The sequence below is a fragment of the Paenibacillus sp. O199 genome (assembly GCF_001636635.1).
Lineage (GTDB): Bacteria > Bacillota > Bacilli > Paenibacillales > Paenibacillaceae > Paenibacillus > Paenibacillus marchantiae.
The window spans coordinates 67,956-87,326 of the sequence record NZ_LGRP01000015.1 but is presented as its reverse complement, the minus strand read 5'-3'; the positions used below and the strand labels follow the sequence as shown (position 1 = coordinate 87,326).

Annotated in this window: 14 protein-coding genes; 9 read left to right on the top strand and 5 right to left on the bottom strand. The window is 46.1% G+C overall.

All coding sequences use genetic code 11. The annotated features are described in order from the left end of the window. Window positions 1-31: 31 nt before the first annotated feature. From A6049_RS20780 to A6049_RS20740, 9 genes are all read left to right on the top strand, one after another. On the top strand, window positions 32-1,285 hold the full coding sequence (locus A6049_RS20780; RefSeq protein ID WP_063566482.1) for a mechanosensitive ion channel family protein: 1,254 nt from the start codon (window positions 32-34) through the stop codon (window positions 1,283-1,285). Window positions 1,286-1,510: 225 nt separating this feature from the next. Beyond that, window positions 1,511-2,761, top strand: coding sequence for a macrolide family glycosyltransferase (locus A6049_RS20775; protein ID WP_063566481.1), 1,251 nt, complete (start codon window positions 1,511-1,513; stop codon window positions 2,759-2,761). A 167-nt stretch (window positions 2,762-2,928) separates the two neighbouring features. Then, on the top strand, window positions 2,929-3,783 hold the full coding sequence (locus A6049_RS20770; RefSeq protein WP_063566480.1) for an aldo/keto reductase: 855 nt from the start codon (window positions 2,929-2,931) through the stop codon (window positions 3,781-3,783). 106 nt (window positions 3,784-3,889) lie between these two features. After that, window positions 3,890-5,695 (top strand): extracellular solute-binding protein, encoded by a 1,806-nt coding sequence (locus tag A6049_RS20765; protein ID WP_090811506.1) that lies wholly within the window; start codon window positions 3,890-3,892, stop codon window positions 5,693-5,695. 80 nt (window positions 5,696-5,775) lie between these two features. After that, window positions 5,776-6,702: an ABC transporter permease gene (locus A6049_RS20760; RefSeq protein ID WP_063566479.1), complete on the top strand. Its 927-nt coding sequence runs from the start codon at window positions 5,776-5,778 to the stop codon at window positions 6,700-6,702. 30 nt (window positions 6,703-6,732) lie between these two features. After that, complete coding sequence (locus tag A6049_RS20755) at window positions 6,733-7,617, top strand: carbohydrate ABC transporter permease (protein ID WP_063566478.1); 885 nt, start codon at window positions 6,733-6,735, stop codon at window positions 7,615-7,617. Between the two features lie 49 nt (window positions 7,618-7,666). Continuing rightward, window positions 7,667-10,000, top strand: coding sequence for a helix-turn-helix domain-containing protein (locus tag A6049_RS20750; RefSeq protein WP_063566477.1), 2,334 nt, complete (start codon window positions 7,667-7,669; stop codon window positions 9,998-10,000). 33 nt (window positions 10,001-10,033) lie between these two features. Beyond that, complete coding sequence (locus A6049_RS20745) at window positions 10,034-11,161, top strand: glycoside hydrolase family 88 protein (RefSeq protein ID WP_063566476.1); 1,128 nt, start codon at window positions 10,034-10,036, stop codon at window positions 11,159-11,161. Between the two features lie 150 nt (window positions 11,162-11,311). Then, the gene (locus tag A6049_RS20740; protein WP_063566475.1) at window positions 11,312-11,821 is read left to right on the top strand and encodes a GNAT family N-acetyltransferase; all 510 of its coding nucleotides are present in this window, start codon (window positions 11,312-11,314) and stop codon (window positions 11,819-11,821) included. Window positions 11,822-12,024: 203 nt separating this feature from the next. Here A6049_RS20740 and A6049_RS20735 read toward each other — a convergent pair whose 3' ends face one another. The 5 genes from A6049_RS20735 to A6049_RS20715 all read right to left on the bottom strand — a co-directional run bounded on the left by A6049_RS20735 (window position 12,025) and on the right by A6049_RS20715 (window position 19,123). Beyond that, window positions 12,025-13,746, bottom strand: coding sequence for a sulfatase family protein (locus A6049_RS20735; protein ID WP_063566532.1), 1,722 nt, complete (start codon window positions 13,744-13,746; stop codon window positions 12,025-12,027). Between the two features lie 184 nt (window positions 13,747-13,930). Continuing rightward, window positions 13,931-14,932, bottom strand: coding sequence for a 4-hydroxythreonine-4-phosphate dehydrogenase PdxA (pdxA, locus tag A6049_RS20730; RefSeq protein ID WP_063566474.1), 1,002 nt, complete (start codon window positions 14,930-14,932; stop codon window positions 13,931-13,933). After that, window positions 14,929-16,224: a four-carbon acid sugar kinase family protein gene (locus A6049_RS20725; protein WP_063566473.1), complete on the bottom strand. Its 1,296-nt coding sequence runs from the start codon at window positions 16,222-16,224 to the stop codon at window positions 14,929-14,931. Before A6049_RS20725 ends, pdxA begins: the two co-directional genes overlap by 4 nt. Window positions 16,225-16,286: 62 nt before the next feature. Next, window positions 16,287-17,273 carry a 2-keto-3-deoxygluconate permease gene (locus A6049_RS20720; protein WP_063566472.1) on the bottom strand — a complete coding sequence of 329 codons (987 nt, stop codon included), beginning with the start codon at window positions 17,271-17,273 and terminating at the stop codon, window positions 16,287-16,289. A gap of 167 nt (window positions 17,274-17,440) precedes the next feature. Next, window positions 17,441-19,123 carry a sigma-54-dependent transcriptional regulator gene (locus A6049_RS20715; protein WP_063566531.1) on the bottom strand — a complete coding sequence of 561 codons (1,683 nt, stop codon included), beginning with the start codon at window positions 19,121-19,123 and terminating at the stop codon, window positions 17,441-17,443. Window positions 19,124-19,371 lie beyond the last annotated feature (248 nt).

Here is a 19,371-nt window from a genome sequence, read left to right as displayed (position 1 = left end):
AAGTTAATATAAACCGCGTCAGGAGGATACAATGGACTTTATCAAAAATCAACTAGACGGAACTGGCATGAGTGAACAAACCATTGGATATCTTTCGAATTTGATCATGGTGGTATTTATAGCTGTGGTCTCAATACTGGCCAATTTTATAGCCAAAAAAATCGTACTGAAGATTATTATCCAAATCATCAACAACAATCGGTACACGTGGGATAAAATCATTGTGGAGAAAAAAGTGTTCCACAACCTCTCGCATCTGGTACCGGCTATTATCATTTATTATTCTGCGTATGTCTTCCCGTCCTATCAAGCTTTGATTGAAAAAGCAGCTTTAACTTATATGATCGTCATAACCATCACGGTATTAAATGCGCTGCTTAATGCCTTTGATACCATATATCGTTCCTATGAAATCTCTAAGATTAGACCCATTAAGGGATACATTCAGGTAGCCAAGATCATTCTTTTCATCATTGGAGGCATTATCGTCATCTCGAGCCTCATTGGTCAGAATCCGTTGATTATTCTCAGTGGACTTGGCGCGTTATCTGCCGTTCTGATGCTCGTCTTCAAGGATTCCATATTGGGACTGGTGGCAGGCGTGCAATTATCATCGAATGATATGGTGCGTGTCGGTGACTGGATTGAAATGCCCAAATATAATGCCGACGGCGACGTCATCGATATTACATTAAACACGGTGAAGGTTATGAATTTCGATAAAACGATCACGATGATTCCGAGCTACGCGCTCATCTCCGATTCATTCAAAAATTGGAGAGGCATGCAGGTGTCCGGTGGCAGAAGGATTAAGCGAAGCGTCTATATCGATACAAGCAGCATAAGCTTTTGCACCCAGGAAATGATTGGGGAATTTCAGAAGATCCACTATCTTACGGATTATATCGAGACAAAATTAAATGAAATTAACGAATACAACATGGAACACCACATTAATACGGAAAGCATTGTGAATGGTAGACAGCTTACGAATGTGGGTGTATTCCGAGAATATATCCATCAATATCTGAGGAATCATCCGAAAATTCATAAGGACATGACGTTGATTGTGAGACAGTTAGCACCGGGAGATAACGGACTACCACTTGAAATCTATGCATTCAGCAATGATATTACCTGGGGTGTGTATGAATCGGTTCAAGCGGATATTTTTGACCACATCTTCGCGGTTGCGCCGACCTTTGGTCTTCGTGCTTTCCAAAATCCAACGGGTCATGATATCGTGCAACTAAAAGAAAGCCCCCAATATTCGAGAGGATATTGAGATTGTTATTTACCTGATCCAAAATGAATATGAACAGAGAGAGCACCGTAAAGGTGCTTTTTTTGTTCAAAAAGTGACATATACACTATTTACAAAATTGGAAATAATTAATAGTATATTCATATGGGCATGATTTCCAGATTTTATTTTACACGTATCGTATCTTGAAGCTAGAAATAAAATGTCCCGCTTTGAAGATTGGAAAATTTAATGGAGGTGAATTTCGTGGCACGTGTATTAGTTGTAATGATGCCTGCAGAAGGGCATATCAATCCGACGCTCGGAATAATCAAGGAACTGATAGAGAACGGAGATGAAGTCGTCTACTGTTGTACGGAAAAATATCGGACGAAGATTGAAGCGTTAGGCGCACAATTTAAAGCGTACTCCTTCAACGAGGCAAGCCTGCTCAACAACCCAGATATGAAGCCATTTGAAATCAAGCACCCTTACCAATTTTTATATATGGTTTTGAAAAAAATTATTCAGCGGTTTATTCCGGATGTTCTGAATCTGATCGAAAATGAAACCTACGATTATTTAATTTTTGACTCCATAATAGGCTGGGGAGGACAAATTTTAGGTGAAAAGCTGGGTATACCAGCGGTATGCTCAACCACAACTTTTGTTTTTGTGGAGCCTCTCGGATCAGGTAATCAAAATCAACTGAAGGATGACGATGAGGAGGTTAAGGAGCTATATAACAGCATCATCGAGATGTCCCAGCAACTAGCTTCTCAGTTCAATGTGGCTGTTCCTTCTCTAGCGGATCTTTCAGGGCACCCAGGACAACTGAAGATTGTTTATACAAGCCGTTATTTTCAACCCATGGGGGACAAGCTGGACGACAGCTTTGTGTTCACTGGCCCATCTATTACCCCCCGCAAGGATGCACCATCCTTTGCAAAGGAATCTCTGCATGCCGTTTATAAACAGGCGGTTTATATTTCGATGGGAACCATTTTAAATAAGGATCTTGATTTTTATAAGCTGTGCTTTACGGCTTTTCGTGATTTGCCTGTGCAGTTTATATTGTCTTCAGGGAAGGATACTGATTTGGAGCCCATTGCTGATCTTATTCCTGACAACTTCATCATCAGACCCTATCTCCCACAATTGGAAGTGCTGCAGGGTGTAGATGCTTTTCTGACACATGCGGGCATGAACAGTGCAAGTGAAGCTTTGTATTATAATGTACCGTTGGTCATGCTCCCGTTAACCTCGGATCAGCCACGTGTAGCAGGCCGGGTGCAGGAGCTCGGAGCAGGTGTCATCGTGGATAAAAATAACCTTACACCCGACGTACTGAGAACCGCGGTGTTAGAAGTGCTCGGTAATGCCTCCTACAAGGAACATGCTGAGGTTATTGGGAAAACGTTACGCGATGCTGGTGGGTACAAGCAGGCTGCTATCGCCATTCAGAACTTTATGGGCAAGCGGTCGTTATCGGCCACGCCCATCTCTTCGCTTGAATAAAGAGGCGACTTGCCTCTATTAAAATTAGACGAGAAAGCCACCACCCCGTCAACGGGGTGGTGGCTTATATTTGATTCATCCGCGTATGGAGGGGTAGAATAAACGGAGAGGGCATATCACCTTTTCCATATCGTTTTAGTATATCTTTCGCAAAGGAGAGTTTACAGATGAATCATACAATTCCGGAATATACGTTGAATGATGGCTTAAAGGTACCTGCCATTGGCTTTGGTACCTATAGCTTAAAAGGAGAAAAAGGTGTTAAATCCATAGCGTCCGCGATGGATGCAGGTTACCGACTAATTGATACAGCGTATAACTATGAGAACGAGGCGACTGTTGGGAAGGCCATTAAACAGAGCTCCGTTTCCAGAGAAGACCTGCTCATTTCATCTAAACTGCCAGGGCGTTACCATGCCTTTGAAAAGGCGATTGTAGCCATCCAAGAATCTCTATACAGAGCAGATCTTGATTATTATGATCTATATCTGATTCACTGGCCAAATCCCAAGCAGGATATGTATGTGGAAGCGTGGCAGGCACTCATTGAGGCGAAGAAACGCGGATATATCCGTTCCATCGGAGTTAGCAATTTCCTTCCGGAACACAATGAACGCCTGATTAAGGAGACCGGAGTAGCGCCAAGTCTGAATCAGATTGAACTGCATCCATTCTTTGATCAAGCGGATCAGCGGGAGAAGGATTCGCAGCATGGCATTGTTAACGAATCGTGGAGTCCGATTGGTCGTGGCAATGATGCTGTACAAGATATCGTAAAAGATGAGCAGATCCTTCGTATTGCCGAGGCTCATGGCAAAACGGGTACGCAGGTTATTTTGCGCTGGCATACCCAGCTTGGGTCAATTCCTATCCCTAAAGCAGGCTCGCTTCAACACCAGCAAGAAAATATCGATATTTTTGATTTCGAGCTGAGCGAGAAGGAGATGGAAGTCATTTCTTCTTATAATCGTAAAGATGGACGGTTGTGGAATCAGGACCCGAGTGAATACGAAGAATTTTAAATGCTTATTATAAAAAGTTCGGTTCACCTTACGGTGAGTTGAATGGTTATAAAATAAAAATAGCCTCCTAACCTACAGAGATGTAGATTAGGAGGCTTTTTGATGTATGTTTTTACAAACGTTCATCACTTATTTACTCACCGTTCAATCTGGATATATGATCTTGATCTCTTGCATTCATGTGCAAATCCTGCGCCGCGCATGGAAATATCAAATTTTGGATATGTCGGCAAGAATGGAGGATAGCCAATATAGCGGGCAAACGGTAACTTTATGGAGAGCGATGACAGGGCTGCTTATCCACGATACAAATTCAATGGGGGGACGTGAAGTGATGAAAAGGTCATGGAGAAAACGACTGACAATTGGAATCTGCCTAATGATGAGCATTGCTGCTCTTGGGGGCTGTTCAGGAGACAACGGAAGTGCAGGTGAAGCAGGAGGAGATGGACCTACCCCCATTTCAATCTGGATGTCGATGAATACCAATGCTTCCATCACACTCAAGAGCATGAATGAAATCACGGCGATTAAGGAATGGGAGAAGAAAACCAATACCAAAATCGAATTCCAGCATCCCGCTGTGGGTGCCGAGACCGAACAGTTCAATGTCATGATTGCCTCGAATCAGCTGCCTGATGCCATGTTTGTCAATGGAGATTACGCCAAGCTATTCAATGATGGTATCATCATTCGACTTAACGATCTTATTGATGAATACGCTCCCAATTTGAAAAAGATCTTGGACGAGAATCCCGAGGTTGCCAAACAGTTAAAAGCCGACAACGGAGATATCTATGCGATACCGCATCTGCGGCTTGGGGAATACAAAACCTTCGGCGGTACGTTCATCCGTCAGGATTGGTTGGATGAGCTGAAGCTGGAGAAACCGGAAACGATTGAGGAATGGGAGACGGTACTCAAGGCCTTCAAGGAGAAAAAAGGCGTAGCAGCGCCCCTGTTGTTTGGTGCACCACCCAAAATGAGCACGATGGGACCAGCCGCACCGACATATCTGGAGGCTTACGGCATCACTAATAATACGTTTATGAAAGATGGCAAGGTGGTCTATGGACCAATCGAGCCAGAATATAAGGAATTTCTAACGATGTTCCATCGCTGGTATCAGGAGGGATTGATTGATCCCGATTTTGCTACCAATGATCAGAAAACATACGACGCCAAAATTTTGAGCAGTCAAGCTGGTGCGTTTTTCACCTTCATCGGTGGAGGTGTAGGCCGCTACCTGCCCGCTCTGCAGGAAACGGATCCGAACGCCAACCTGACAGCCACTCAATATCCGGTGCTGAATAAGGGTGATGAACCACTGTTTACCGGACGCTCCTGGGAGTGGAGCAGTAGCGGCGTTGTGCTCACCAATAGCAACAAACATCCGGAGGAAACGGTCAAAGCACTCGATTATTTCTTCAGTGAAGAAGGACATATGCTGAAAAATTTCGGTATGGAGGGCCTCACCTATACGATGAAGGACGGTTACCCGACCTATACTGATGAGATTTTGAAAAATCCAGACGGTCTGTCGGTTGCTCAGGCCATGGCCAAACATTTTATTGCGAACTATCCCTTCGTGGGGGAGGATGACGATCGGTACAACGAGCAATATTATCAGCTCCAACAGCAGAAGGATGCGGCGGTTCTGTTCTCCAAATACAGCGAGAATACACTGAAGGTGGGCCTTCCTCCAACCAGTCTGACAACAGAAGAATCTACGGAGTACAGCAAGATCATGAGTGATATTGGAACCTACCGGGACGAGATGTTCGTCAAATTTGTCATTGGGGTTGAGCCGATTGAGAACTTTGACAAGTTTGTGGATCAGATCAACAAGTTTAACGTGAAACGGGCTATTGAAATTCAGCAAGCTGCCCTGGACCGTTATAAAGCCAGATAAGGAAGAGATGTCCACGGTGGTGTAGCCGTTTTACGACTTTGCTGCCGTGGATGCCCTCTTTGGAATGAAAAAGGAAGGGGATGAAGGAGTTGTCGCACAAGTTTTCCTTGTTATGGCTCAATTACAAAAAGAATAAAGCCATCTATTGGATGGCTCTCCCCGTCGTTTTATATTTTCTAGTCTTCAAATACCTGCCGATGTACGGAGCCATCATTGCATTCAAAGACTACTCGGTGGGCAAAGGCATATGGGGCAGTGATTGGGTCGGATTGCAGCATTTTCGTGATTTCTTTCAGAGCTATTATTTCTGGCGGATTCTGAAGAATACTCTTTTGCTAAGCTTTTATCAGCTGTTGTTCGGTTTTCCGGCTCCCATTCTTCTTGCTCTTCTGCTTAACGAGCTCAGACATGAAATCTTCAAACGTACGGTGCAGACGATCTCGTATATTCCTCACTTTATTTCCATTGTTGTCATCTGTGGCATGATTGTTGATTTCTCATCTCGTGATGGACTGTTTAACACCATCATTGGCTATTTTGGCGGTCAGAGCAGCGCGCTTCTCAGCGATCCGGCCAATTTCCGTACCATTTATACCGCCTCATCGATCTGGCAGGAGCTCGGCTTCTCCAGCATCATTTATTTGGCTGCACTTAGCGGCATTAACCCTGAGCTCTACGATGCTGCCAACGTGGACGGAGCGAGTCGGCTTCGCCAGGTGTGGCATATCACGCTTCCCGGCATCATTCCGATGATTATGATCCTCCTCATACTCCGCATTGGTGGACTGATGGAGATTGGGTTCGAGAAAATTATTCTGCTCTATAATCCGAATGTGTATGATACAGCAGATGTGATTTCGACGTTTGTCTACCGCAAAGGGATTAGTGAAAGTGCCGAGTTCAGCTATACAACCGCGGTGGGTCTCTTCCAGTCGGTCATTAACTTTACGCTGCTAATCGGTGCCAATCGCCTGTCCAAGGCGATATCCAATACCAAGCTGTTCTAGCCAAGAACGAGGTGAAGGGAGGGAGTTTCTTTGCGAATGAAAAGGTCCATGGGAGAGCGTCTGTTTGGCGGTGCCAACGCGATTCTGATGACAGGGCTAATTATCGTAACCTTGTATCCACTGCTGCATGTGCTAAATGCATCGCTTAGCGACTCAGGTCAACTCATGGCCCATAGAGGCCTGCTGCTTTTCCCCAAAGGGATTACGATGGAGAGCTACAGGCTGGTACTGAGCAACCCCAACATCCTATCCGGATACAGGAACACGATATTCATTGTGGTGGTGGGCACGGCGCTTAATCTGCTGTTTACTATTCTGGGGGCGTACACGTTGTCCCGCAAAAGCTTTATGCTCCGCAATCCGATTATGCTGGCGATTGTATTTACGATGTTTTTTAACGGCGGAATCATACCGTCTTATCTGTTGATCAATAACACGCTTCATATGGGCAACAGCCTCTGGGCTCTGATTGTACCCGGTCTGATCAGCAGCTATAATCTGATTATTATGCGAACTTCCTTTGCGGAAATCTCGGAAAGTCTACTAGAGTCGGCCCGTATAGACGGGGCAGGAGAGATGCTCATTCTGTGGCGGATCGTCGTACCATTGTCTATGCCCGTTATTGCGGTGATGATTCTCTTTTATGGCGTCGGTCATTGGAATTCATGGTTCAGTGCGATCCTGTATATTCGGGACCGGAACCTGTTTCCACTTCAACTGGTGCTGCGAGAAATTCTGATTCAGAACAGTACAGACTCGATGACCACAGGAGCGACCGCTATGGACAAAGAGGCCATCGGGGAAAGTGTGAAATACGCAACCGTCATGGTAGCCACCCTGCCTATATTGTTCATCTATCCGTTTCTGCAGAAATACTTTGTTAAAGGTGTTATGATCGGAGCAATCAAAGAATAGAGTTGCCTTATCAAGCCATACCAAATAACAAACGGTGAGGAGGAGACGCATGAAGAGAAAAAGCATCCTGTTATCCTGGGGCATTTCTTACATGGTCATTCTGCTCATACCGATTGTGATCGGTGCTGCTGTTTTTGCCGAGTCTCGGATGTTGCTTGAGGAAGAAGTGAATCGTTCCAACATGGTGCTGTTATCTCAGGTACAGGAAACCATTGATAACCAGATTGGTGATATTGGCAGCATTAGCAATCAACTAATGGCTGACTCCCAACTCATGAGCTTCATTAATCATGCGTCTGAACAGGATGCCCGCTGGAGGTTCATGGGGATTGATCTGATCAAAAACCTGAAATCTACACGCGTCGGAAACGGCTTGATTAGTGAACTGTATATTTATATCAAACAATCCGATATCGCGTTGTCCTCGTCTTCACTGATTCAAAAAAATTATCTATATGACATGTTCTATCAGGGCACCAATGTAACCGAGGAAGCTTGGACCCGGCTTATGCATGATTCCGGTAAGAGCATGTACCGAAAGATGGAGGTTCGGAGTGAAGATCGACGGATTGAAGACACGCTTGTCTATATTCAGCCGTTTCCTATTCAGAATGGCGCTGACAGCCCTGCGACCTTCGTTGTTAGCCTGGACCCTAACCGATTCCAGCAAGCCATTGATAACGTACGTTTGGAAAAAGAGAGCACTGTGTTCATTCTGGATCACGACGGTCAAACGTTATTTTCTACCGGATCACTTGAAACCCCTTACATGAGTGGGGAGGACCTTAACCTTTTCGATGATGCTGGGAAAAGAACGGAAACGATCGATTGGAACGGAGAATCCGTGACCATATCGCAGATTTCTTCTAAGATCCAGGACTGGAAGTATGTATCCATCATACCTACCCGAATCTATGCCAAGAAGCTGACGGTTATCCGCGATATTACGCTTGGAGGCGTTGCTGCAGGGCTTATCCTTGGCGGGGTGGCAGCCTGGTGGTTCACTAGACGGAATTACCGTCCGCTGGGACGGATCATGAACATTATCTCGGATAAGGTCAAATGGAAACTGGAACAGCCGGACGATGAATATGGCATTTTGCAATCTGTTCTGATGCAAGCCTGGGAAGAGCAGGATCAATTTGCGAACAGGCTTAAGGATCAGCAAAGCGTTATAAGGAGCAGTCTGCTCTCCAAGTTGATGAAGGGAAGGGTACAGGTGGGTGAGGAGTTTGCATCGACCTTGGAACGTTCAGGTATTCGATTCGAGACGGAGTCGTTTGCTGTATTGCTCCTGCACATTGAGGATGTTGAAGGGCTGTTCCGTTCCAGAGTACGTGAGCAGGACCAGGAGGAGCAGCATCAATTTGTGCACCTGATTCTGACCAATGTGCTGGAGGAGATGATCGGCTCAATCGGTCATGTATATTCTGCGGACATTGATGGAAGAATTGCATTCCTGATCAATATTCGGGAGTGTGAGGAGGATACCAGTCATCGGTTAATTCGTGCAGTCGAAGAAGCTCAGCGTTTCATCGGCTCCCGATTCTGCGTGTATTTCTCTGTTGGCGTTAGCCATGTTCATCACCGTATTGCGGAGATCGCAGATTGTTTCCGGGAATCGGAAGAAGCGCTGGAATACAGGCTGATTCTGGGGATCGGTCAAATTATTGACCCGAACCGAATTCGTCGGCCCAAGGAGGAGCTGTATTACCCTCTTGATCTGGAGAGACAGCTCATCAATAATATCGCTACAGGCAATTATGCGCGTTCCACGGAAGTGATGAACGAAATTCTCATGACTAATTTTGCGGGAGAGCCCCTGTCTGTTGAACTGGCTCGCTGTCTAATGTTTGAGTTGATTAGTACCTTTCTGAAAGCTACCGAACAGATCAAGACGGATGACCAGAACGAGATGACACAGCGCAACGATCTGATTCGGCAATTGTTTGCATGTGAGACCTTTGAGGAGATCGAGTCCGAATTGCTGCGGATACTGGAGACGGTATGCCAGACGGTGCATGAGCGCAAGCGTTCCCGCAGTGAGGAATTGAGGGATCAACTGGTGGAATTCATTCATGAGAGTTATGCAGATGTCAATCTGGGCTTGACCCATTTATCCGAGCGCTTTCGGTTTCATCCAACCTATGTCTCCAAGTACTTCAAGGAACAGACAGGGGTCAACGTAATAGATTACATCAACCAATATCGAATTGAGCAATCCAAGAAAATTCTACAGGCAGAGGAACTGACGATCCAGGACGTATCCGAGCGGGTGGGTTTCCTGAACAGCAATTCGTTCATTCGTGTTTTCAAGAAATATGAGGGGATCACTCCCGGTCAATATAAGCAAAATAGCAGACTTGTCCAGCAAGAGGCTTGAAGAATATGACTTGTCTAGAGGAGGAACTGTTCCATGTGGAAAAAAGCTATTGAAGATGCACTCCATGTCACTCGGCATAATATAGATCGATTCGAAGGACGCTTTCCCCATGTTAGTAATGGGGATGAGCATTATGTGCTTAACGATAATACGGAGTGGACGGCAGGGTTCTGGTCAGGCATCCTGTGGTTATGCACGGAGTATACTCAGGACCCGAGGTTTCGTGAGGCTGCCGTGGATAGCGTCGATAACTTCCGTCGGCGAATGGAGCAGAAAATCATTTTCGATCATCATGATATTGGCTTCCTTTATTCGTTGTCTTCTAAGGCACAATGGATTGTGGAGCATGACGCCGCTGCAAGGAAACTTACGCTGGAAGCAGCTGATATGCTGATGAAACGCTGGCGGGAGGATGCTGGACTGATTCAGGCCTGGGGGCGGAAAGGTGATGTGAATAACGGAGGGCGAATTATTATCGATTGCCTGCTCAATCTTCCACTGCTGTTCTGGGCGTATGAGCAGACCAATAACGATGAGTATCGCCGCGTTGCCGAACTGCATGCACTGAAAAGCCGCCGCTTCCTCGTTCGTGGAGACGACTCAAGTTATCATACCTTTTATTTTGACCAGGCTACCGGAGAGGCCATTCGAGGCGGTACGCATCAAGGCTACAATGATGGCTCTACCTGGACTCGCGGACAGGCATGGGGAATATACGGATTTGCACTGTGCAGCCGCTATCTGCAAAGTACAGAGATGCTGGAGACAGCCAAACGTCTTGCCCGTTATTTCCTTGCCCATCTTCCGGAGGACGAAGTAGCGTATTGGGATTTTGATGCCCCGCAGACGCCTGAACCGAAACGGGACAGTTCTGCATCGGCTATTGTTGCCTGTGGTCTGCTAGAAATTGCCGGACGGCTTGATGAAGCCGATCCTGAGCGGGAGGCTTTTCGGAAAGCAGCGGAATCGTCCATGAAATCCTTATTTAATCATTATTCCACGCAGGGCTCGGATACAGCGGAGGGTCTGCTGAAGCATGGTTCTTACTCCGTAAGAGGTGGAGATTCACCTGACGATTATACGATCTGGGGCGATTATTTTTATCTTGAGGCGCTGATGCGTCTGGAAAGAGGTATTCCTGGATATTGGTACGATCGATAAGGTGACTCCTTATATACATTAGTTTTTTTGTTGTATCAACTTGTGAAGTAAGATTAAGGGTCAGTATAATGTTATCTATTGAGAGTATTGGGCCAAACATTTATATTCTGGTGGGTTTCATCGTCCATGCTCCAGAAGGGGGATGTTTTCTTGAAAGTTCTTGAAACAGATCGGTTAAACCTTCGTTGGCTGTCACCGGATGATGGGGAGTTTATGCTTGAGCTTTTGAATGATCCTTCCTGGCTGGAGTTCATTGGCGACAGAGGTGTGAGAACCGTGGAAGGCGCACGTGAATATATCCTGAATGGCCCAGTCGAGATGTACAACCGCTTAGGGTTCGGGCTGTTCTTGACGGAGCGGAAAGCGGATGGTGTTCCGGTCGGGATTTGTGGGCTGATCAAACGAGATTCTTTGGAAGATGTGGACATCGGGTATGCTTTTCTTCCAAAGTTCTGGGGGAATGGATATGCGTACGAGTCCGCTTCGGCAACACTGACCCATGGAAGAACGGTGCTGGGCTTCGATCGTATTGTGGCGATCACTTCTTCAAATAATCAAAAATCTGCAAGGCTTCTTGAAAAACTGGGATTAAAATTCGAAAAAATGATCCGGTTTTCGGATGATGCAGAAGAGCTAAGATTGTATGGATCAGATAAATAACGAAATTGGGCTTGGATGATGAGTCTTCATTTCAATATCGATATAAATATATAAAAGGGGATGTCCCATAAGTCATGAACATGACGAGGACATCCTTTTTAGCTTATTACTATTTAACGAAACGAGCACATGTTATTAGCTGCAATTTCAATAAGTCTACGATTTGGTTTAACGAATGATAGAGATGTTATTTCTCCAAATCTCTATATCGTAGGTTGATGAGGATACAAACGTTTTTGTTTCCGTTGTTCCTCCAGAAGTTGCATCATCCATTGCTGAATGTTCATCGTCTGCGGAGTGGCATAAGCAGAATGGGCCAGATTGCAGGTCTCCAGCGGGTCGTCCGTCAAGTTGTACAATTCATATTCATCAGGTACCGGCTGTGTTTTCGTTAACGTTACACATTGTCCTGAAGCGGGCTTTCCAACGGGCTGTGTGATGACATCTTTTACCCCAGGCTGACTCCAAAATTGAGTATTGTCAAAGTACCGGGAAAACTTCCAGATTTCCGGTTTGTTGTTTTTATAAAGGGTGGTAATTACGGTTTCGATATGGTTGGGTTGTACCACAGACGAATAGGGCATGCCTAATGGATTGGTTTGGTGCTGACCACGTGTGACATCATCGTCCGTCATAAAATAGACCGGTTGCTGGGTCCGCGACGGATTATCATCTCCATAAATTAGAGGTGTGAGATTCCGTCCTACCAAATGGCGGGCTTCACTGAAATTCTTTTGCAATCGTCCATGGATTTCGGAAACGTTAATATTGGCCAGACCTAGCAAAGTTGGCAGCAGATCGACATGACTTGTCAGGCTATGCACATGTTGTTGCTCGGGAAACAGTTGTTTATTGTGAATCAAAAAAGGAACATGAAGGTATTCCTCATAGGCACAGTACCATTTTTGATGAAGATTGCCGTGAGCGCCCAACAGATCGCCATGATCCGATGTGAAAATAACAATGGTATTGTCATAGAAGGAGGAGCGCGTAAGAGCTTCATACACTTTGAGCATTTGGCGATCCGCATTTTTTTGCAATTGGTAATATAGCTGGCGATAGAAGCTCTGATCGGTGATAGGCTGTAAAGCTCTTGGATACAAGTCTCGGTAATTTGCCTGACAACGTGGTTTGGTACCCAGCCACTCGTGTATTGTCGGAGGAGCGTTGACTGCGGGCATCGGATCTACCTCGAATTTGAAATCGGGTAGGCGCGCGGCGAGATCACCATATAACGTAATATCATGGGGGTTCACAAAGGAAGAGACAATGAGCCAGGGCTCGACTTGTTGGTGTTCATTCTTCCTGCGATCAAGGGACTCAATGAGATGAACTGTTTCGGCGGCGTATACCTCATCACGTCCACTTAAGCCAAAAGCGGCGGAGGAAGCGGAGTTTCGGGGGTTTCTGCCTATGGGATCAGGGCCGATCCAATCGGAGAATCCGAAGTCCTCCAAACGACTCGCGTGAAGGTACAGGCTTTCCAACTGGGGTTCAGGAACCCCGGTCAGGGGGTGGTAACTGGGAACGCTTTGGTGGGTGCCGGGAGAGATGATATCCGCATTGGATATATGCCATTTTCCCTTATAGTAAGTCTGGTATCCTGCTGCTCGGAAGTAATTGCCCATCGTAGGCACCGTATTAGGATTCAGCCAGAACATGTCAGAGTCATACGATTCCTTGGCAATGCCGACAGTCTGACTGACACCGTGCAGTGATGGATACTGACCTGTGAAAATGGTAGCCCGGCTGGGACAGCAGGCGGTTGTTCCGATATAATGCCGATGGAATTCCATACTATGAGACTTTAAACGTTCCTCGGTAATCAGATTTTCTCTACGCCATGCCTGTATTTCTTTACTCTCATATACAGGAGGATAACGCTCTTCATCTACAAGAATGACGAGAAAGTTGGGTTTCTCCATAGTAGAAGATGGCAGGGAAGTATTGTTCACGGAGTTCATACACCCTCAATCGTTTTTTACTTTAAGGTATGTGATGATGATTACGAAAAGTCCATATCCACTGACTGCGCTTGTACACAAAACGACCGTTTCCCAGTAGAAGAATGGGAAACGGTCGTTACTCTAACAAATCTCTTTGATTACTTTAAATTTGCGTTTTGGGCGCAAGTTCAATGGCGGAACGGATGGCGGCCAGCATGCTTTTGTCATCGGCGATGTTTTTGCCTGCGATGTCAAAGGCTGTTCCATGGTCTACAGAAGTACGGATAATGCCGCCTTTGAGACCCACCGTAATGTTCACGCCTTCTTCAATGCCCATGACCTTAATTGGTGCATGTCCTTGGTCGTGATAACAAGCCACAACGATATCAAAATCGCCACGTCCAGCGCGGAAGAATAACGTGTCCGCCGGAAGTGGACCAACGACGTTAATGCCTTCCTTTTGTGCACGTTCGATGCCGGGCTGCAGTTTTTCTTCCTCTTCACCATTACCGAACAGTCCGTTCTCACCTGCATGCGGGTTAATACCGCAAACAGCTACACGCGGATTTTCGAAGCCAGCTTTTTTCAAAGTATCATGAGCCAGTTTAACCACAGTGTATGTTCTTTCCGGGTTGATGCTGGCAATGGCATCAATCAGACCCATATGCGTCGTAAGGTGAATCACTCGCAGATTGGGTGTAGTCAGCATCATGGAGAAATCCTCGGTATCGGTCAAATCAGCCAAAATCTCGGTGTGACCTGGATACAAGTGCCCACCTAGGTGCAGGGCTTCCTTGTTCAGAGGCGCCGTGCAGATGGAGTGAATTTGCTGTTTTTTTGCCAGATCAATGGCTTTCGCCAGAAACTGAAATGCTGCATCTCCCGCAACGGCAGATACTTTTCCATATTCCAGATCTGCAGGAATGAGATCCAAATCAATAATGTCCACTGTACCGAATTCATACTTGGCTTCGGATGGTTCATGAATGGCATTTACTTTCAGGCTCGATCCGATGACAGGCAGGACACGCTCCAATATTTTTGCATCGCCAATGACGAGTGGATTGCAATTTTTGTAGACCTCCTGATGGCCCAATGCTTTCATAATGATCTCGGGTCCAATACCTGCTGCATCGCCCATTGTAATTCCTACGGTTGGTTTCATACGGTAACTCCTCCTTTTAATTTTTCTATTGCATGGATGAAGACGTCGGGCTTGCCGAACCCGCCCGCTTTGGTAATCACGTGCAAATCCTCAATTCCAATAAATTTCGATATCGGTACACCAATTTCAAGCTCATCAAGCAGCTCAAAACCGCTGATATTCCACTTCATACAGATTTGCTTAGCTGTATCTCCGCCCGTCATGGATACACCTTTGAAATACCCATTCTCCAGCAGCTTGGCGCAGATTTCACCTATGGCCCGTACAATTTCATTGCTGACCTCGGTGTGATTAAGTCCTCTGACTTCACCCTTAGCACGTGCTAGCTCAATATCTACCTGTTCGGCGGTTGAATAGAGGACAACGTCATTGCCCTCTACGGCTTTGGCCATCACTTCCTCATACACACGATCGATTTCTTGCTCACGATCTGCTGCACCCGATACGGCTTTGAACGAGTGGAACGGGATGGATGATACGTCGGTTTTCTGTAGCAATTGCTTGAGCTGCTCACGAGAGTTTTTGTTCACACTCCCTACAACGGTGAGGATTGGGCCCGAATTCGCCGGAATGGTCAATTCCGCAGATTTGGCTCCCAAACCGTAATGAGTGGGAAGGTAGTTCGCAATTCCCGCCGATCCTGCCCAGGCAAATGAATAATCAAGCTTGCTGGTGATGCTTAGAACCTGCTCCAAATGCTGTTCATCTGTCGAGTCGACGAGGATATAGGGAATGCCGTTTGCCTTAAAGGTTTCCAGTTGCGTCTTCATATGATCTGTACCCGATTCAAGATCACTCACCGTAATCTCGCCCACTTCATACTTGGTCTGAAGCTTGAGCAAATCCGGAAGATATGAAAGAGTGACAGGTGTCTTCGGATCATTCGCAATCTCGGTATCGGCCAGTGGAACCCCGTTCAGATAATGCGTGCCATTAAGAATGGTGCGATTGTTCTTGGGGTAGCCTGGGGCGATCATCATAAAGTCGGGCTTGACCACATCATACAAAGCGTCGATCTCGATCCCGATGTTTCCGCGCATGGTTGAATCCATTTTTTTGAAAATGGTGCCAAATCCGTTCTTTAACAGCAGTTCGGCTGCTCGACTAACCCGCTGATACGCATCCTCCGGTGTGATGGAACGGCTGTCGGTATCAAACACGACCGCATCGTAATTACGAATGTTATTTTCGTCCATGTTGAATAGTACGCTTGTCTTTAATCCATGGCGGGCAAGCTGCACCCCGCTGTCATTGGCGCCGGTCAAATCATCTGCAATAATGGCTAATTTCATGCAGTCATCCCTCCTTGAAAATCAAAATTAAATATAAGTCCGGTCAGCTAAATTCAATGCATTTATGTGGACGGTCTTTGATTGTATTTCTCGACACCGCCTGATTTCTCCAGCCTTTTGGAGAGGAATCCGATGAAGATCGGCAGTAGAATGGCAGTCGTCACAACACTCGCAGCAATTTGTACTGTAGCAATCTCGGCAATCGGGGCAAATGAAGCATTGGCAGCCACGATGGCAGCAGGTGTACCTACAGCGTTACCGGCAGTGGAACCTTCCGAAGCTCCGACAATGGGATTCCAGCCAATGGCTTTGAAGAGCAGGTAGCCGACGCCGCCAGTAATCAATACAGTAATTACACCCAGCATGATGCCGCTAAGTCCGCCTTGAATGATGGACGAGAAGTTGATGCCCATACCGAGTGAAAAGGCGAAGAATGGAACGAGCTTGTCACTGCCTTTGTGCAGCCATTCAGCAAGGTTACGATCCAGGTTACCGATAACAACACCGACGATCAGTGGAAGCAGTACGGCTACAAAAGCCATCGGGGAGAACATGCCGTTGGCAAAGCCCATCGCACCGAAAATGGAAAGAGCAACCATGGTGAGGAACGGTCCATCGCTGAGCGCGAGGAACGGATAAGCCGCTTTGTCATCTTCTTTGCCGTATTGTCCGGCCAGGGCGATGTACAGTCCACCATTGGAATTCGTCATTGCAGCGATAATGGCAAGCGGTGCCAAACCAAGGAATAAACCATTGGAATCCGCAAAATAGATGGCGATCAAACCTAATACTGCACCAACTGCCCACTTGAACACAAGCAAGGTAACGCCTTTACCAACTGAAGAACCGGCCGTCTTGAACGTAATTTGCGTACCAGCAATCAACAGGAACAGGGCGATCAATGTGCTTGAGCTATTTACGAACAGGGCTTCCGTGAAACCCCCGATTCGTAAAGCATTCGGAAAGAATGTGTTAATGGTTGCACCGAGCAACAGGGGAACAACCATCATACCGCCAGGAATACGATCTAATGTTGCTTTAATGTTCATAGTAGTGGCTCCTTATGAAGTAATCGTTTTTATAAAGCGTTTGCAGGGATTATGTTATCTCATATTGTTTATTTTAGCAACACTTAATTATTGTAAATTTTAAGTAATAGTTATAAGTGTTTAATTATGCAACACATATAAACGTAAAAAAAAGCGTAAACCTAAAGTTACTCTTTAAGTTTACGCCATAACGTGGCACGGTTAATCCCTAAGCGTTCGGCCGCCTTGGATTGATTATTGTTTTCCTCATGTAGAACGAGTTGAATAATCTCTTTTTCGATTTCTTTCAGCGTACCACTAAGCTTCATCGTATTGGGTGAGGGTTGTTCACCGAGCAGGTGTGATAAGGTTTCGGCTGAGATCACGTAATCCTGCTCATTCAGTGCAGCCTGTTTGATAAGATGCCTCAACTGGTTCACAGTCATATGCGGGACTTGATCCTTAACTAGCTGCAACGCGTCCTCTTTCATCTTCACCGCAACTGTCCCATACTTCTGGTAGTAATCGCTGAGGAAGTGCTGGATCAGTGGCGCAAGATCCTCCTGCCTGTCCACAAGGCTCGGCATAATGATCGTATTCAGCTCGACATCCAGCGTTTTATTAGGATTCAATCCCTGTTCCCCCAGGATGAATACCCCGATCTGCCTCTGTAGACAGGTCTGAATGAATGAGATCAACTCCTCATCTTTCGAACCATTTTCCAAAAGATTAATTTCTACGTTTCGCACTTTGGAAAGTGGAATTTTGTGCAAATGTCCTGGAGGAACCTGGGCAAGATCGATTTGGAGCATCAGCCCACCGCTGGAGTACATTTGATGAATATGTTTTACCAGAAAAGACTTGCCCGAATCCGCTTCGCCTAGCAGATAAATGGGTTCATGGTTCTCGTAAAGCGCCCGGATATTCTTCAATACGGCCTGCATGGCAGGGGATTCGGCAACAATCGGCTCCATGGATATATCGGTATATGCCGTTATGCCAAATTGTGCAAAAGCATAGGGCTGTCCTTTTTCAAGGGAGTATACTTTATAGGTTTTGTTATTTAACGTCGTTTCGTAGGCCGTCACCGTAAGCTGGTAATCATCCACGATGAACACATTTTGAACTTGGGATTGATGGAAATCCAGGTTGGTATTGGTGAGGTAAATCTGATTATCGGTCAGCGGATTCTGCTCAAAATCAGTTAAATTCTCGAATACAACTTCGTTCTGGTCGTCCAAGATCATGAGATTTGGATGCTCCTGGGTAACCAGGTTGTTCAGTATGATGGATATCGCGTGATTTTTGCTCAAGTACCGATATACCAACTGTGCATCTTCAAGCGCTCTGAGAATGGATTCCTTGCCAGACTGGATCAGCAATCCTTCCATTCCATAGGTTTTGGCTGTATTCACGGTGATAACATCGCCAACAATCTGACGGTAACCTGACGCTTTCAGCTCCAGCAGCAGCCTTGCCACATCCTCGGAGCTGCGTATGGTATACACCTTTAAAGGCAGTTCCATCAGATCGATAATCGACTGTGCTCCTGAAGTAATGTTGGCAAAGCCAACGATAGCGGTTTGGCCGTTGAACTGGCTTGCCAGCGTTAGCGAACGAATCATGTCATATCCGGACAACTGCACATCAATGACGGGAATGGTTACGGCTTCCTTGATTAGTTGGGCAGTACCGCCGCGGCTAATCATAATCTCCGCTCCGTTTCGTTCAGCCTGTGCCGCCAATTCGGCGCCTTTCATCAGGTCGCCCACCTCATATTGAATGGCTAACTGGGGGAATAGCGGAATACATTCTTCTATAATCGTAGTCATGGATTCGTAAGGAGCGATAATATGAACTCGTGTACGCATAATTTTCCTGCCTTTTATAAAAATCATTCATGGTTCCTGCTGGTACATCAGACCAGAGGGCTTTCCTTATTATAGCCAACTTGCAGAGGAATGGCATCCCTGGCTCCTGACGGATTCAGTTATGCTGACAAGCAAACAGATTATCTGGATGTACTCTCCTCCTTGGAAGTGTGATAAAGATGATGACGGAATACCATATTCGGATTTTTCAAACGGGAAGCACAACTGGCGCAGATTGCCGCATACGT

Coding starts and splice junctions, on each gene's coding strand:
- A6049_RS20780 (WP_063566482.1), top strand. CDS start 32: ATGGACTTTATCAAAAATCAACTAGACGGAACTGGCATGAGTGAACAA.
- A6049_RS20770 (WP_063566480.1), top strand. CDS start 2,929: ATGAATCATACAATTCCGGAATATACGTTGAATGATGGCTTAAAGGTA.
- A6049_RS20765 (WP_090811506.1), top strand. CDS start 3,890: ATGTTTTTACAAACGTTCATCACTTATTTACTCACCGTTCAATCTGGA.
- A6049_RS20760 (WP_063566479.1), top strand. CDS start 5,776: ATGAAGGAGTTGTCGCACAAGTTTTCCTTGTTATGGCTCAATTACAAA.
- A6049_RS20750 (WP_063566477.1), top strand. CDS start 7,667: ATGAAGAGAAAAAGCATCCTGTTATCCTGGGGCATTTCTTACATGGTC.
- A6049_RS20745 (WP_063566476.1), top strand. CDS start 10,034: ATGTGGAAAAAAGCTATTGAAGATGCACTCCATGTCACTCGGCATAAT.
- A6049_RS20735 (WP_063566532.1), bottom strand. CDS start 13,746: ATGGAGAAACCCAACTTTCTCGTCATTCTTGTAGATGAAGAGCGTTAT.
- pdxA (WP_063566474.1), bottom strand. CDS start 14,932: ATGAAACCAACCGTAGGAATTACAATGGGCGATGCAGCAGGTATTGGA.
- A6049_RS20725 (WP_063566473.1), bottom strand. CDS start 16,224: ATGAAATTAGCCATTATTGCAGATGATTTGACCGGCGCCAATGACAGC.
- A6049_RS20720 (WP_063566472.1), bottom strand. CDS start 17,273: ATGAACATTAAAGCAACATTAGATCGTATTCCTGGCGGTATGATGGTT.
- A6049_RS20715 (WP_063566531.1), bottom strand. CDS start 19,123: ATGCGTACACGAGTTCATATTATCGCTCCTTACGAATCCATGACTACG.